The following is a 15,356-nucleotide window of genomic DNA, read 5'->3' on the forward strand; positions in this document are numbered from 1 at the left end:
TCTAGAATATTATTCATGTCAAGGCATACCAAAACACGCAGCCAACAAAAACAGCATCGAGCGGACTCAAAGCGGATGTATAGTTAGAGAGAAAAACGCATCAAAGCACCATATGGTGCTCTGATGCATTCAAGCCGATTGGATCTTTGCTAACACTCCTTATGACAACGTGATTTTCGCCCAGTTGTCTGGAGACACGACATTGAATCCATTGAGGGTAAAGTTGTGTACTTTTGATTGTAAGAGGTATGATTGCTGTTGCTGATAAATGGGAATCCAGGCGACATCATTGACCAGCTTTTGCTCTACATCCTGGTAGAGACGCAGGCGGCCCTCGTTGTCGGGCATGGAATCGGCCTTTTGTAGCATTTGCTGGACTTGCTGCTGCCTGGCGGCATCGGCACTGTTGTTCTGACCATAGTTGACGCGATTATACAAAGACCCTTGACCGAACTGCAACGTGGTCCAGTCTTGAGGATCAGGATAGTCAGCTATCCAGCCCGAGCGCCATAATTGCGGTGCTTGAGTGTTCTTGCTCTCTAGCTGGTTGATCAGATCTTGATACGAAATGTCGCGCAATTGGACAGTGACGCCAAGCACGTTTTGCCACATCTGTTGGGCACTAGATACTTCACGTTTGATCACTTCTGAACCACTACTGGAGAAGGTAAAGGTAACAGGGGGAAACTGGCTACTGCTGTTGATGCCCTCTTCCTTCATACCTTCCTGAAGAAGCTCTTTGGCAAAGATAAGATTACCCTTTAGCGAGGTGGTATCGTCTGGACCTTTGAGAGAAGGGGTATACCCTTTCTGACCCTGTGGAATGATGTGATTCGTGGCGAAGGCTACATCTCCTTGCGAAATACGTGTGAGCAACTCCTTATCCAGAGCAAGAGCGAAAGCCTGGCGTATTTTCGTGTTATCGAAGGGTTTTATCCGAAAATTCATTGCAAAGTACGTAATTTCCGATGCGGCAGTCTGGTGAAAGCTTGCATTGTTCTTAAATTGATCAATGTTACGCTGCGATATCTCGGTCATAGTCGGTTGCTCAGATGAGTAGGACGCCCCATTGTAGACAAACGAAACCTTCCTGATTTGAGGCTTGGGACCGTAGTAGTAAGGATTGGGGATCAGATCGAGACGTTCACTACTCTGGTAATAAGCAAGTTGGAAAGGACCAGAGGTGCCCCCATCCTTCAGGTAAGTAGTAAACAAAGAAGTCCCATGTTGCTCGAAGGAGGTTTTGTTTATGACAAGAGCAGAGGGGTTGGTGAGAGCAGAGAGGAAAAAGGAAACCTTGCCGGTAGTGATGAATTCGATAGTATAAGGATCAGAGGGAATGATACTGGTGCCAATCAGCGTGGAGAGAGAACCATTGAGCCGCTGATCAGCATTCTTGATTGCACGTAAGGCGTAGGATGCGGTTGGAGAATGTGTTGCTGGATCAAGAGCACGATCAAAGCTGAAGGCAACATCCTCCGAGGTCAGGGGAGAACCATCACTGAATTTGAGATTGGGGCGGAGTTTGAAGGTCCAGGTGGTGCCATCTGCATTCTGTTGCCAGGAAGAAGCAAGTTGCGGTTTCACCTGCAAAGAGTCGTCCAACTGCACCAGACCTGCATAAAGCATGCTCGTTGCCTGCGTAGAGAGTACGTCAGCAGTGGCAGGGTCCAGGTTGGAAATCTCAGTAGAATTGCCCACCGAGAAGACGAAGCTTTGCGGGTCGAGAGAAGGGGTAGTTTCACCACGCGTGACAGGCTCGTAATCGATAATAGTTGAATGATGAGACATGGAAAAGACGCTAATGCCACCGCCAACAATCACGAGAACAACTAGCGCCAGACTGACAAGGGCCGATTTTGACCAGCCGGAACCGCCAGAAGATGGTGCGGCCGATCCAGGCATGGCAGTGGGAGGAAAGATCGGCGCTGCTGGAGAGGAAGAGCGCAACAAACTGGCTGGCTGCGTGAACGTTTGTGCATGCGGTAGGGCAATACCTGTCTTTTCCGCTATGCTTTCAAGTCGTTGCTTGACGATCTCGATAGTCTCGGGTCGCTTCTCTGGATCTTTTTCGAGCATCTGAGAGAGGAGCGTAGAGAGTGCTGATGGCATCGTTGCTGCTTGCTCCGTGTCCTCTGTCTCTTCGAGCGGGTTGATACCCGTCAAGAGGGCACGTAAGGTTGCACCCAAACTGTAGATATCGGAGCGCCTGGTGGTCTGTGCGGTGCCGTATTGTTCGGGAGCAGCATAACCCGGGGAGCCGAGTGCCTGTGTATCGCGGTGACGACCGGGGCGGTACTGGCGGGCAATGCCGAAATCTACCAGATAGATATGGCCGTTTTTTGTACGCATGATATTATCTGGTTTCACATCGCGAAATATAATGGGTGGTTGGCGCGAATGCAAATAGGAGAGGACATCACAGATCTGAACCCCGATGTCGAGAACCTCCCAGATGGGCAGGTGCCCGGCGGAGAGGCGTTGTTGATACGCTTCGAGCGTCTCTCCTTCAATAAATGAGGCCACAAGATACCAGTGATCCTGATCCATAAAGTGATCGAGGAGCGCTGGCAGCGCGGGATGTTTCAACGCCTTCCCGAAACGAATTTCACGATTATATGTATCGGTCGCATCAATGATCTCCTGGGAAGAGAGAGACTTCAAACGGATCGCTTTGATGGCTACAATGTTCTTCGTCTCTGTATCCTCTGCCCTATACACCTTTGCAAAGCCACCTTCACCAACCGGTGAGAGGAGACGATAGCGGTTATGAAGGAATGTCCCGGAGGATGGAAGCGTTGCTTGCTCATCATTCTTCTCAGCATCTGAGAGGGAGTTGCCACAGGCGAAACAGGTAGGCGTATCGGATATGTTGGCAGCTCCACAGGTAGCGCAATAGAGGTCAAGCGGACTCATAAGCTTATGTACTCCTTCTCAGGCGATATGCCCACATGTATGTAGCTTCCTCCTACAAAGAGGGAGACGCTATTTCTGCCAGAAAAGTTCCGCTGTTGGGAAAAATGCACTGCGTGAACAACCTTGTTCTTCAGGCCCATTGAGAAAACGATCTCTGACAGTGCATAATACAAATTTATCTCTATGCAACAATACGTAGAAAGGTACAGTTTGCCAAATCTTCGCCTGTATCGGTGAACTGCAAACTATTTGCAACACGGTCGAGCCGCTTTTGCAAAAAAGCTAGAAGGGCTGCATTGCTCCTCTAGCTTTTTTGTAACAGGATTATTTATATTCTGATTTTACTTCGTTACCATATGCAGTAAGCAGCTTTTTTACTTTGGGATCAATAACATAGACGCAATAGCCTGCTGAGCGATTATTGTCGTAGTAATCATCGTGGTACTCTTCAGCAGGATAAAAGTTGGTGAAGGGGGAAATCTCCGTAACAATAGGATGTTTATAGGTGCCAGCTTCCTCCAGCGCCTTTTTAGCAGTGAGAGCATCTTGCTTTTGCTGGTCGTTATGATAGTAAATCGCCGAGCGATACTGTGTTCCAACATCGTTGCCCTGTCGGTTTAACGTGGTTGGATCATGCAGATGCCAGAACACGTCGAGCAGTTCTTCATAAGAAATGACCGATGGATCATATGTTACCTGAATCGCCTCGGCAGCGCCAGTAGAACCGGTACACACTTGCCTGTATGAAGGATTTACTACCTGCGAAGCGGCATATCCTGATTTTACCTTCTCAACGCCTTTCAACCGTTTAAAAATTGCCTCCAGACACCAGAAGCAGCCACCCGCTAGTGTGGCAATATCATTCTGTGCCATATATTACACCTCTTTTTTCTTTTGTGCCTGCTTTAAAAGATCGCGTAAACTTGAAATTTCTCTTTGTATGCATACCTTTTATCTATCCAGTGGATAGAACAATTCAGCTCACTTTTCCATTCCCATTCGTGAAGCGCCCTGGCCGGAAAGGGCTTCTAGGGGATACGCTCCTATGCACTCGTTATTGGAAACTCTCGTGCATGACGAATGCTGGAGGAGAAGACCCAGCAAAGCGCGAGGACCATGCCCATGCCACTGATCAGCAGCGTTGCACCCAGGCCCAACATATCACCAAGCAGACCACCAATGAGCGCGCCAAGCGGGATGATGCCGAAGACCAGGAAGCGACGGCTGGCATTGACACGCCCCAGCAGATGGGCCGGTGTCATGGCCTGGCGCAGGCTGAGTTGTGGGATGCTATAAAATGGTGCCCCCAGGCTGAAAAGTGCCTGTCCACCAATCAAGATAGCCAGGAGCAGCAACAAGGGGCCGCCTGACAGCGCTATGAGCATTGCTCCCAACGCTGTCAGGCTCTGACCCAGCAGAATCGTCGGCCCTGGGCCTATACGCTGCACGGTGCGACTGACCAGTAAGGTGCCCAGCAGCCCTGCAATGCTGCTAGTGCTGAAAACCAGGCCCAGTTGAAAAGCAGTCAGCTTCAATTCTCGTATAACAAAGAGAACAAAGACCGTCTGCTGAATGCTGAGAGCAAGTGCACCCAGCCCCGAAAGGATAGCCATATCACGCAGGATGGGCGTGGCCCAGAGCGCCTGTATCCCCTCGCCGATCTCCAACCAGACCGAACGGCGCATGGGCCGCTCTTTCAACTCCTCTTCTTGCGTACGAATCAACAATAATGAAATAACCGAAGCCAGATACGAGATCGCATCAATCACAATTACCATCGGTGCCGTGAAGAGTCCAATAAGCGCCCCTGCCACACTCGGTCCAATGATAGAAATGAGCGCATCACTTTGTTGCGTTTTGCTATTGCCATCCACCAACTGCTCACGCGTAACCAGAGAAGGCAGAAATGAAGTAAGAGAGAGATCAAAAAGCAACGTCAGGACTCCCACCAGCAAACCAATAAAATACAGATATTCGATGCGCAGCAGGCCCAGCCAGGCTATCAGCGGGATTAAACCCAGCAGCAACATGCGCCCCGTATCGGCTAGAATCAGCAGAGGACGGCGGCGCATGCGGTCTACCCAGACGCCAAAAAAGAGGCTCAAAAGTGCTGGCAGGCCGAGTGCAGCGCGCAGAATGCCCATCTGATCAGGGGTTGCTTGCAAAATGACAATGGCAGTCAACGGCAAGGCCAGCCCTGTGATCGCGGACCCGAAGCCGGAAATAGTCTGTCCAATCCACAATTTCAGAAAATTACCCTGTCTCCAGAGACTTTTCGGAACAACCAACGCTTCCATATATCTTCTCTTTCCAAATAGACATCGCCAACTGCGCTTATTGAGAGCATTCATCGGGCGAGAGAGGCCGATCCATCGTGCTTCATTTTAGCACATAGAACAAATACCTCCTTCTCTAACAAGCATCAAATTTCCTGGCTGAAAACAGGGTATATGGTGCGTTTCTTCAAGGAGGCATGATACCACCACCCTCAGATTGTAGAGGGCATCATTTTTATTGGAGAAAATCTATGAGTGAACTACCTGTAGACGGAACTACCTATCACTTGCCGCCCTTACAACGCTATTCGATCTTTCTTGTTACTTTAGGTGTTATAGCATTTCTCTGGATCTTAATGCTTTTTGCCGTTTTCACGTCTAAATCAAAGCTAGATATCGCCTTTTTGTACGAGCTAATGGGAGGTATAAGCCTTATCTGTCTTGTGGTGGGCATACTGGCGAACCTGACAACTATTGGAACAAAGCTTGTCTTGAATCCGCAAGGTATCTTCATTTACCGCTCAGGAAGTTGTCTCTATAGTCCCTGGAAAAATATAGCTGGGGTGGAGCAAGAGGTCATGGGAGCGTTCTCGCTTGATGTACTACGTCTGGACCAGAAAGCGGGGGAAAACATATCTTTGGAACAGGGAATAGAAACACAAACTGCGGTTCTGACCAAAGCACCACTTCTCAAAACCACAGAACAAATGCTTCCCATACTCAAAGGCCTTGTTCTCATTTTAAGCATACTCACGATTTTCTCTGGCAGAATGAGACTTTATGTACCTGGTTCGTATAGAGGCATTAATCCCTGGTCTATCCCTGTAGGCATGTTTGGCAAAATCTGGCAGGAGGGAGATTTATATAACGAAATCAAGCATTATGCTCCTCAAGCCTTTAAATCCTCTCATCTCTCCCTATCATAACATCCAGGAATTTACCCGGGGAGTGCCAGCAACGAATTGCTAGCCTCCTCCGTAAGACTGGTTGCTCTACTGATGAAAAGTGACTATGCCACCACACCTTCTAATGGCCTGCCAGCACCGTAAGCAGAAGGCTCTCTACCAGCCAGATCACTATCATTGCGATTAGGGGTGACATATCGATCCCCCCTAGAGGTGGCACTATGCGCCTGATGGGTTCGAGTATTGGATCTGTCACTCTGTTAATGAAACGGGCGATAGGTTGCAACGCAACAACCCCTGTTAGCCAGCTCAGAACAGCTCGAATGATAAGTGCCAGGAAAAGAAGTTCAGCCAGAATAGAAATCACAGAGCTGATGCTCATAACACATTCTCCTCATATATATTTCGTGTTCAGTTTGACATTTTCGTTCTTTTATGATGAGCGTTCCGAGCGGTCGAACGCCCCTGCGTATCAAAGGGACGCTACCACGCTTCCTTCTCATGTTTCCTAAGAATGGATGTGATAGTCCATCTCCACTCTATACGTACCAGACTTGCCAGGGTTCCATCAGGCCATCTGCATTCCACACTCCAGTTCCTCTGACAAGCAATAGAGGACATAGTGCAACGGTTTGAACAAAGCTCTGGTATTATAATATACATAAGATTTTACAGCGCATTATTGCATGGTTTATATGGAGTTATTCAGATTGCTTCACTCGTGAGGAGATATCGATACATGCAGTATCTCGCACTGGCCTGCGATTATGATGGGACACTTGCCAGAGATGGTGTCGTTAGTCCACAAACGATAGATGCATTAGAAAGGCTTCGCGCCTCCGGCCGCAAACTTATTTTAGTGACAGGTCGCCTGTTGGAAGACCTGCAAGAAACCTTTCCACGACTGGATCTTTTTACCTCTGTCGTTGCTGAGAATGGAGCGCTGGTCTATAGGCCAGCTGATGCAACCGAGCAATTGCTGGGAGAAGCTCCACCCCGACAATTTATTCAAGCGCTTCAGAAGCGTGGTGTAACCCCCTTGTCAACGGGACGCGTCATTGTCGCAAGTCTGCATCCCCATGAAACGACGATCGTGGACGTAATCAACAAACTAGGTCTTGAGCGGCAGGTGATCTTTAATAAGGAAGCGGTCATGGTACTACCAACAGGAGTAAATAAAGGTACGGGACTGGCTGTAGCTCTGCACCAATTAAAGCTCTCGGCACATAATGTCGTTGGTATTGGTGATGCCGAGAATGATCATTCGTTTTTATCGCTATGTGCATACGCGGTTGCCGTTGCTAACGCCCTCCCTTCGCTCAAAGAACAAGCAGACTATACGACGAAAGCAGATCATGGCGACGGAGTGACCGAGCTGATAGAGCAGCTTCTTGCCAACGACTCGTGACTCAGAGCTATCAAATCAGTACGCTTAATCACTACAGCACGGGGAGATGTTTCCCTTTTTCAGTATCGAGAGTCAATGAAAAAGAATGAGCTATCATTTTATATAAGATGCTTTACAGTCAATATTCCATCTTTTATACTCAATAGAAAATAGCAATAGAAGGACAAATTTAGCAATATGTTGAGTTTTGGTTTGCGATTGCGCCAGGAACGGTTACGGCGACATCTTTCTCAGGAGGCACTGGCAGAAGCGCTCGGAATATCTCCCCGTAGCATTCGGCGCTGGGAACAGGAGCAGGCCATCCCACAAGCATCTCTCCGATTGCAGCTCAGCAATTTCTTTGGCTTACGCCCTGAAGACTTTTTCGAGCCAGCCCCTCTTCTTTGGAGCATTCCATATCCTCGCAATCCCTTCTTTACTGGTCGAGAGGATATTTTGCAGGCCTTACACGACCGATTGATCCTTTCTCAGCCGGTCGCACTTACTCAGTCCCCAGCGCTTACCGGTCTAGGAGGTATCGGCAAAACTCAAGTCGCAATTGAGTACGCCTATCGATACCAACAGGAATATAGCGCCGTGTTCTGGTTAAGAGCAGAAACGACCGAGAGCCTAATGAACAGCCTGCAAGATATCGCCAATCTCCTGCAACTTCCAGAACATCAGCAGGAGGAGCAACTACAGATGGTAAAGGCTGTGCAGCGCTGGCTAAGCACACATGCTGATTGGTTGGTGATAGGCGATAATATTGAGGAATTGGATCTGCTGCAATCTGTGATACCTCTCCACAGAGAAGGTAGCATGCTATTCACTACAAGGCGACAGGCATTGGGGATGCTCGCCGAACCACTGGAACTCACCGCAATGGATAAACAAGAGGGAGTTGAATTGCTGCTACGGCGGGCCAAACGATTTCCGTCCTCGCTTTCGGCAGATGCTTTACCAGTTAGTGCTTCCAATATATCAGACGCTGAAGAACTGGTGAAGCAACTCGGTGGACTTCCTCTGGCGCTGGATCAAGCGGGAGCCTATTTAGAGGAAACCGGTTGCAGCATCACCGATTACCTGCAACGATATCACCATCAGCGCCCGCAGTTATTGGGCCACAGAGGTCTGCATGGAGGGGCGCATCCAATGTCGGTTACGGCGACGTTACAACTCTCAGTGAAACATATTGAACCGAAACACCCGGCGGCCATCGAGTTGCTACGGGCCTGTGCCTGCTTGTATGCGGATGCCATTCCCGAAGAACTGCTGGTCGCTGGCGCACCTCACCTCGGATCCCATTTACAGCAGACTGCGGGTGATGCTTATCAATTTGATATTATGTTATCAGTCCTGCGTAGTGCCTCGTTGATAGAACGTTACCCGGATACACACACGCTCTCAATACATCGTCTGACACAGGCGGTCCTCCAGGATTGGATAGGGCCAACGGCTATGCAACAGTGGAGTGAACGTATGGTACGTGTCCTTGCGGCTAATTTTCCCGAACCCGATCTTGCTGCCTGGCCGCAGTGTGAGCGTTTACTCCAAAGCGTACTGGCTTGTGTACAGTGGCTCGATAAAACAGCAACCTCTTTACCCGAGGTTGGCTCTTTACTCTCAAAAGCTGGAAACTACCTGTTAAAACGTGGACGATTTGATGAGGCTGAGTCGGTGCTGGCGCGGGCTGTTGCTCTGACAGAACAACACAATGGCTCCGATCATGTTACGCTTATCCCTCTCTTTTTGCTTCAGTCGGAACTTTTCCACTTACAGGGGAAATACGGGCAAGAAGAACATCTTTTACAGCGAACGCTGGTGCTTTGTGAACAGCAGCTAGGAACATCTCACCCCATGACTGCCGAAGCACTCAATAATCTAGCAAATACGTACCATGAACAGGGCAAGTACGAGCAAGCCGAACCGCTATTCTATCAAGCTTTGCACATTCAAGAGCAGCAACAGGAATTCGATCAGACAGAGATAGCAAATACGCTCAACAATCTGGCATTGCTGTACCGAGACCAGGAGAAGTTCGAGCAAGCTGAGAAACTGTTTCGGAGAGCACTCCTTCTTCGTGAACAGCGTCTAGGAAAAGACCACCCTGTTACAGCTATTACGCTTAATAATCTGGCAATAGTCTATCGACGCCAGCAAATGTATGAACGTGCCGAACCGCTCTATCAGCAGGCGCTTCAGATTCTCACACAACAATTAGGGCCAGAGCATCCTATTACGGTGACGATTATCAGCAATCTGGCAAATGTATATCGTGATCAGGAAAAGTATGAGCAGGCCGAACCATTATATCAACAGGCATTACGCGTTCGTGAGCAACAACTGGGGACAGAACATCCCGATGTAGCATTGACTCTTGCTAATCTAGCAACACTTTATCGAGAGCAGAAGAAATATAAACAAGCTGAAGATCTTTATCAGCGTGCTTTATCCCTGCGAGAGCAAGCTCTTGGGCCAGAACATCCAGAGATAGCCAGAACGCTGCAAGATCTTGCTATTCTGCAAGAAATGCAGGGAAAATGGCAGGAAACAATTTCCCTCTACCAACGTGCTCTGACCATTCGAGAAGCTGCGTTTGGCCTCCAGCACCCCCAAACCAACGAGATACGCACAAAATTGCAATCGCTATCACACTATATGAACAATACCAGCGAAACCATATCGGAAGAGGAAAGATAAATCTTCCTTTAGGTTTAAAACAAGCTTTTTAAGCAATACCAGAAATGTGGCTGCCAGTTGGCCGCTTTCTGTCCTGGTTTTCTGCTTTGCCGGTGAGTAACATAGTACAAGAAAGGAGGATTTTTGAGAAAGATGTTTGTCTCTTTTGGCCTTGACTGGGGCTAAGAAACCTTTTTCTCAAAGAGCAACATTGCATCTAAGAGTGTTGTCCTTTTTGAGACTACCTGGGGCTAAAAAGCAGCCCTGAAGAAAGTGTGAATTCATGACAACCGTTGTTTCTGTTTACTATACCTCTGATTGGGGCTAGAAAGCAGCCCCGAAGAAAAGTCAATTTTATGTCAACGATCACTCTCCCGCTTTTCATTGATTGGGGCTAAAAAGCCTTCCTTTTTACAGTGAAGAGATGACAACGTCCTATCCGTCATCTCTTCAAATCAGAAAGGATTTTATTGTGGCTAATGTCGTCGTTTCTGAGAAAAAAAGCTCGCTATTGACCAATCACAATTATTTGCTGCTCTGGACAGGCCAATCGCTTTCCCTGATTGGCGACTACTTTTTTCTAGCAACAATCATGCTCTGGTTGATCGAAGGACTGGCGAAGGGTCAGAGCTGGCTTCCACTGGCGACTGGCGGTGTGGTGATCGCATCGGCCATACCATCTTTGCTGATCAGTCCGCTGGCAGGAGTGTTTGTTGATCGCTGGAACCGGCGTGGCACGATGCTCTGGACAGATCTCATTCGCGGCTTTCTGGTCACAATATTTTTGCTTGAAACCCTCTTAGTACATAATCCTACTATTTTGCTGCCCAGTTGTTTCGCGATACTGTTGCTCATCTCGTGCGGCACGCAGTTTTTTCTGCCAGCTCGTGTAGCCGTTGTCGCTGATATTATCTCGCCAGAACAACATCATCAAGCATATGGCTCGTTGCAACAGGCAAGTTATTTTGCTCAGATTGTCGGGCCATCAATAGCGGCGCCTCTTTATGTACTTTTAGGACCATCCTGGGCCATTGGTCTCAATGCAGTCTCGTTCTTTGTGTCATTCCTGGTACTTCTGATACTGCGTATTCCCAAGCAGGAACAACGTCAGCAGAAGGAGAAAAGTGGGTTCTGGAACGAGTTGTTGGAAGGATATCGCTTCTTTATCGGCAACCGCATCCTGGTGACTCTCTTAATAACTGGCATGATTTTTATGTTTGCTGGAATGGCCTATAACGCCTTTGAGTATCTCTATGGTATCGAAAATCTACATATTCGAGATCAGTTACTGGGCCTGTATGTCGCCTGTTATGGTACAGGAGTAGTTATTGGCCTGCCAATAACGGCAGCGCTGGCAAAACGGCTGAGCGAGGTAAAGCTGCTCTGGCTGTTTTTGATCGGACACGGCATCATTATGTTGGCTCTTTCTCGGATGACGACAATAATCCCAGGCATGATCTGTGGACTCCTGCTCGGCTTTTTAAGTACCAGCATCTTTATCTCTGTACGCCCTCTCACTCTCCTGGTCACACCGCGAACTTTGATCGGGCGTGTTATGGCTTTTGAAACACCCATGATTACGCTTGCATCTCTTAGTGGAGGCTTTCTGGCGGGTCTGCTGGCATCCACAGCACTTTCTAACTTTCATGCACACGCCATAGGTCTCACCTTTGGTCGTCTCGACACTATCTTCGTCGGCATTGGTCTGTTGACTATCGGAGCCGGTATTTTTGCTCGCCTCACCCTCTACCCGGCGGTCAGAGCATTCCGGGCGAAGCAAGAACGAGATTCCAGTATTACAGCAAATTAATGCCCTACGCCTGCTTTACGCTATATTACATTTGAAATTCTGTAATATAGCTTATTTCCTTATATACACTTTTCATAGCCTTTCTCCCTACTTTCATCCACGATCTGCGGTAAATCTTCCTCTTTGCCGCAGGTCTTGTTACCGCTGAAGGGCTCCACAGCCTGCTTACCCAACCTTCCGGCCATCCACCTCAACAAATATGTTATAGTGTTTGAAGATGGGCCATGCACCTGGATAGGAGTTGATGAGATGGATTATTATACGCTCGGTATTGATCTTGGTACGCAAAGTGTGCGCGTACTGGCCGTTTCTGTCACTGGAGAAGTGTTGGGGAGTGGAATGCAACGCTTAACCAGTCAGAAGAGCGGGGTACGCCATGAGCAAAATCCTGAAGAGTGGTGGCAGAGCGTCTCTCATGCCTGCCGTCAGGCTATAAAGGATCTTTCCCCTGATGCTTTACAGGCCATTGCTGTTGATGGCACTTCGGGTACTATTCTTCTCGTTGATCAAACAGGCCAACCGCTTACTCCCGGCCTCATGTATGATGATGGTCGTGCGATAGAGGAGGCTCAGCGCATCAATGAGGTTGGAGCAGAGGTCTGGCAGCAATTGGGGTACTCACGTATGCAAGCATCCTGGGCCTTGCCCAAACTTCTCTGGCTCTTGCATCAGCAAGGCTCCTTTACACCCGGGACGCGCCTTGCCCATCAAACAGATTTTATTAACCGCCGTCTCGTTGGTCATGAAGTCCCCAGCGAGACCAGTTCCGCCCTCAAGACTGGCTATGACCTTTTCCATCTCAACTGGCCCCACCATATTTTTGATTTGCTTGCTATTCCTGCAAGCATTTTGCCTTCAGCGGTCATTCCTGGTCAGCAGATCGGTACTCTCAGCGCACAAGCAGCTATCCAAACGGGTCTTCCCGCTGGTATTCCTGTGATTGCCGGAATGACAGATGGTTGTGCCGCGCAGATTGGCTCCGGGGTCACCCAGATCGGAGACTGGAACGCGGTGCTTGGCACAACACTTGTGCTCAAAGGTGTGACCCGCGACCTCATTCATGATCCCCTCGGCGTCGTCTATTCTCATCGCTCGCCTGGCAATACGTGGCTTCCTGGCGGAGCCTCTAGCAGTGGAGCAGGCATCCTGACAGCTCGCTTTCCTGGCTACAATCTGGATGCATTAAACGAGCGGGCAAAGCAACGCGGCATAGTGGACATCATAGCCTATCCGCTCAGCGGGCGGGGAGAACGCTTCCCTTTCGTGGCCCCTCACGCCGAGTACTTCATTCAGGGGAAACCCTCAGATGATATCGATCTCTATGTAGCCCTGTTGCAAGGTGTTGCCTTTGTTGAGCGTCTCTGCTTCGATTACATTGCGCTGCTCGGTGCCCCTGTGGACGGTGAGGTGCACTTTACCGGTGGTGGCACCCGCTCATCATACTGGAATCAGTTGCGCACCAACGTTCTCGCCCGACCGGTTAGTTTGCCTGCATCGCCTGAGCCTGCGCTTGGGATGGCTATTCTGGCAGCTTCACATGGTCGTCAGCTCGCGTCCACCGCAGAAAGCATGGTTCGCATTCGTGAACGCATAGTTCCAGAAAGAGGGCAAAAACAAAGGCTCGCTCAACTCTACATTCGCTTTGTGGATGCGCTTGAGCAGCGAGGGTGGCTTGCGGCTCATGTTGCTGAATATGCTAGAAAGAGAACTGGACTTTGACTCATATCATATTTACTCGTCATGGTGAAACTATCTGGCATAAAGAAAATCGTTATGCCGGTAACAGCGATATTGCTCTCTCCCCGCAAGGGTACAGAGATGCCGAGCTTTTAGCGGATTGGGCGCGTACGGCCAGGCTCGATGCTCTCTGGGTCTCACCTCTCCTGCGCGCTCAGAAGACCGCCGGACCGGTAGCGCGTGTGACTGGTCTGGACCCCAAAATTGATGCCCGCTTGCGCGAAGTGAGTTTTGGGCAGGCTGAGGGGCGTACAATAGCCGAGCTAGAACAAATATTTCCAGAGGTACTCAAAGCCTTCCTTGCCGACCCTGCGGCCCATCCTTTTCCAGAGGGAGAGGATCTGCATGCGGCCGCAGAACGAGCGCTCTCCTGTTTCTATGAAATTGCAGAGGCATATCCAGATGGTCGCGTCCTCATCGTCGCTCACTCTTCGCTGTTGCGCATAGCTCTCTGCCAGATGATCGGTGTACCAATTGGCAAATATCGCTCTATATTTCCTTTCGTGCATAATTGTTCGCTTACTGAAATAAAGATAACCAGCGGGCGTGCATCGCTCCTGATGTACAATGCACCCATCTCTTCACGCTCAGGAGGTACTGCTGAGTGAACCCAAACATTCTTGTCGCTGGCGACCATTTTGTCCTGAACTCGCTGCTTATCAAAGCACTTCATGCAGTATTGCCAAACACACCCTCAGTTCGTGAGTTAGAGCTACCCTGGCCTGATGTTCCCTTTGGTCGAGTGGCAGAAGTCGATGAGGCTTCGGGGACGGAAGAGATGATGATCGAGGCTTTACATGGCATCGAAATCTGTGTTACGCAAATGGCTCCTCTGACCGAAAAAGTACTGACCGCCTCTCCTGATCTTAAACTCTTTGTCGTGACTCGTGGAGGCCCAGTCAATGCCAACATTCCAGCTGCCACCCGGCATGGCGTGGCCGTCTGCTTCACGCCTGGACGCAACGCCGCCGCTGCTGCTGAACATACCGTTGGGGTGCTGTTAGCAACGTTGCGCCGCATTCCCGAAACACAGCATGCTCTCTTTACTGGTGAGTGGCAAGGCACCTATTACCGTTATGAGCATTCTGGTCTCGAACTGGAAAACGCAACCGTTGGACTGGTTGGTTCCGGCGCGATTGGGATGCGTGTTGCTCGCATACTCAACGCCTTTGGTTGCCACGTGCTGGTCTACGATCCTTACGTTTCGTCAGAGGTGCTCGCAGGTATTGCAGAGAAAGTGGAACTTGAGGAGCTGCTGGCTCGCTCTCGCATCGTTTCTTTGCATGCGCGCGCCACGCCGGAAACGCAAAGAATGATTGGCGCTCGGCAAATTGCTCAGATGCCTGCTGGCTCGATCATTATTAATTGTGCTCGTGGCTCTCTACTTGACTACGACGCGGTTTGCGACGCTATCGAAGCGGGCCATCTTCTGGGCGCAGGTTTTGATGTTTTTCCTGAAGAACCAATCTCTCCCTCTTCTCGCTTACTACGCACACCTTCGATTGTGTTGACTCCTCATATTGCAGGTGCCAGCCGCGAGACGGCGGAGAAGGCGGCTCTTCTGGCCGCTGCTGAGGTGGAGCGTTACATACACAAGGAACCACTCAAACATTGCGCAAATCCCGGTCTGACATTTCAGAATTGAA

11 protein-coding genes are annotated in these 15,356 nt (G+C 49.5%); 7 read left to right on the top strand and 4 right to left on the bottom strand.

Annotated elements, in window-relative coordinates:
• Positions 1–159 precede the first annotated feature (159 nt).
• The 3 genes from K3T83_RS03415 to K3T83_RS03425 all read right to left on the bottom strand — a co-directional run bounded on the left by K3T83_RS03415 (position 160) and on the right by K3T83_RS03425 (position 5,213).
• A complete protein-coding gene (locus K3T83_RS03415; RefSeq protein ID WP_220201572.1) occupies positions 160–2,916 on the bottom strand; it encodes an ABC transporter substrate-binding protein in 2,757 nt (918 codons plus the stop codon).
• Between the two features lie 324 nt (positions 2,917–3,240).
• Positions 3,241–3,789 (bottom strand): peptide-methionine (S)-S-oxide reductase MsrA, encoded by a 549-nt coding sequence (gene msrA, locus K3T83_RS03420; protein ID WP_220201573.1) that lies wholly within the window; start codon positions 3,787–3,789, stop codon positions 3,241–3,243.
• Positions 3,790–3,959: 170 nt separating this feature from the next.
• Complete coding sequence (locus tag K3T83_RS03425) at positions 3,960–5,213, bottom strand: MFS transporter (protein WP_220201574.1); 1,254 nt, start codon at positions 5,211–5,213, stop codon at positions 3,960–3,962.
• A 230-nt stretch (positions 5,214–5,443) separates the two neighbouring features.
• On the opposite strand from K3T83_RS03425, the gene K3T83_RS03430 reads away from it, so the two are divergent.
• Complete coding sequence (locus K3T83_RS03430; RefSeq protein ID WP_220201575.1) at positions 5,444–6,118, top strand: hypothetical protein; 675 nt, start codon at positions 5,444–5,446, stop codon at positions 6,116–6,118.
• 100 nt (positions 6,119–6,218) lie between these two features.
• Here the strand turns inward: K3T83_RS03430 and K3T83_RS03435 are convergent, their stop codons facing one another.
• Positions 6,219–6,479, bottom strand: coding sequence for a YggT family protein (locus tag K3T83_RS03435; protein ID WP_220201576.1), 261 nt, complete (start codon positions 6,477–6,479; stop codon positions 6,219–6,221).
• Positions 6,480–6,836: 357 nt separating this feature from the next.
• Between K3T83_RS03435 and K3T83_RS03440 the strand changes: the two genes are divergently transcribed.
• The 6 genes from K3T83_RS03440 to K3T83_RS03465 all read left to right on the top strand — a co-directional run bounded on the left by K3T83_RS03440 (position 6,837) and on the right by K3T83_RS03465 (position 15,355).
• Positions 6,837–7,505: an HAD family hydrolase gene (locus K3T83_RS03440; RefSeq protein WP_220201577.1), complete on the top strand. Its 669-nt coding sequence runs from the start codon at positions 6,837–6,839 to the stop codon at positions 7,503–7,505.
• A gap of 177 nt (positions 7,506–7,682) precedes the next feature.
• Entirely contained in the window at positions 7,683–10,184 is a 2,502-nt protein-coding gene (gene fxsT, locus K3T83_RS03445; RefSeq protein WP_220201578.1) for an FxSxx-COOH system tetratricopeptide repeat protein, read from the top strand.
• 451 nt (positions 10,185–10,635) lie between these two features.
• Positions 10,636–11,973 carry an MFS transporter gene (locus K3T83_RS03450; protein WP_220201579.1) on the top strand — a complete coding sequence of 446 codons (1,338 nt, stop codon included), beginning with the start codon at positions 10,636–10,638 and terminating at the stop codon, positions 11,971–11,973.
• 249 nt (positions 11,974–12,222) lie between these two features.
• The gene (locus K3T83_RS03455) at positions 12,223–13,692 is read left to right on the top strand and encodes an FGGY-family carbohydrate kinase (RefSeq protein WP_220201580.1); all 1,470 of its coding nucleotides are present in this window, start codon (positions 12,223–12,225) and stop codon (positions 13,690–13,692) included.
• Positions 13,689–14,318: a histidine phosphatase family protein gene (locus tag K3T83_RS03460; RefSeq protein WP_220201581.1), complete on the top strand. Its 630-nt coding sequence runs from the start codon at positions 13,689–13,691 to the stop codon at positions 14,316–14,318. The genes K3T83_RS03455 and K3T83_RS03460 overlap by 4 nt, the downstream gene beginning before the upstream one ends.
• Entirely contained in the window at positions 14,315–15,355 is a 1,041-nt protein-coding gene (locus K3T83_RS03465) for a 2-hydroxyacid dehydrogenase (RefSeq protein ID WP_220201582.1), read from the top strand. Before K3T83_RS03460 ends, K3T83_RS03465 begins: the two co-directional genes overlap by 4 nt.
• Position 15,356: the final 1 nt, after the last annotated feature.

It is taken from the genome of Reticulibacter mediterranei, from assembly GCF_016587455.1.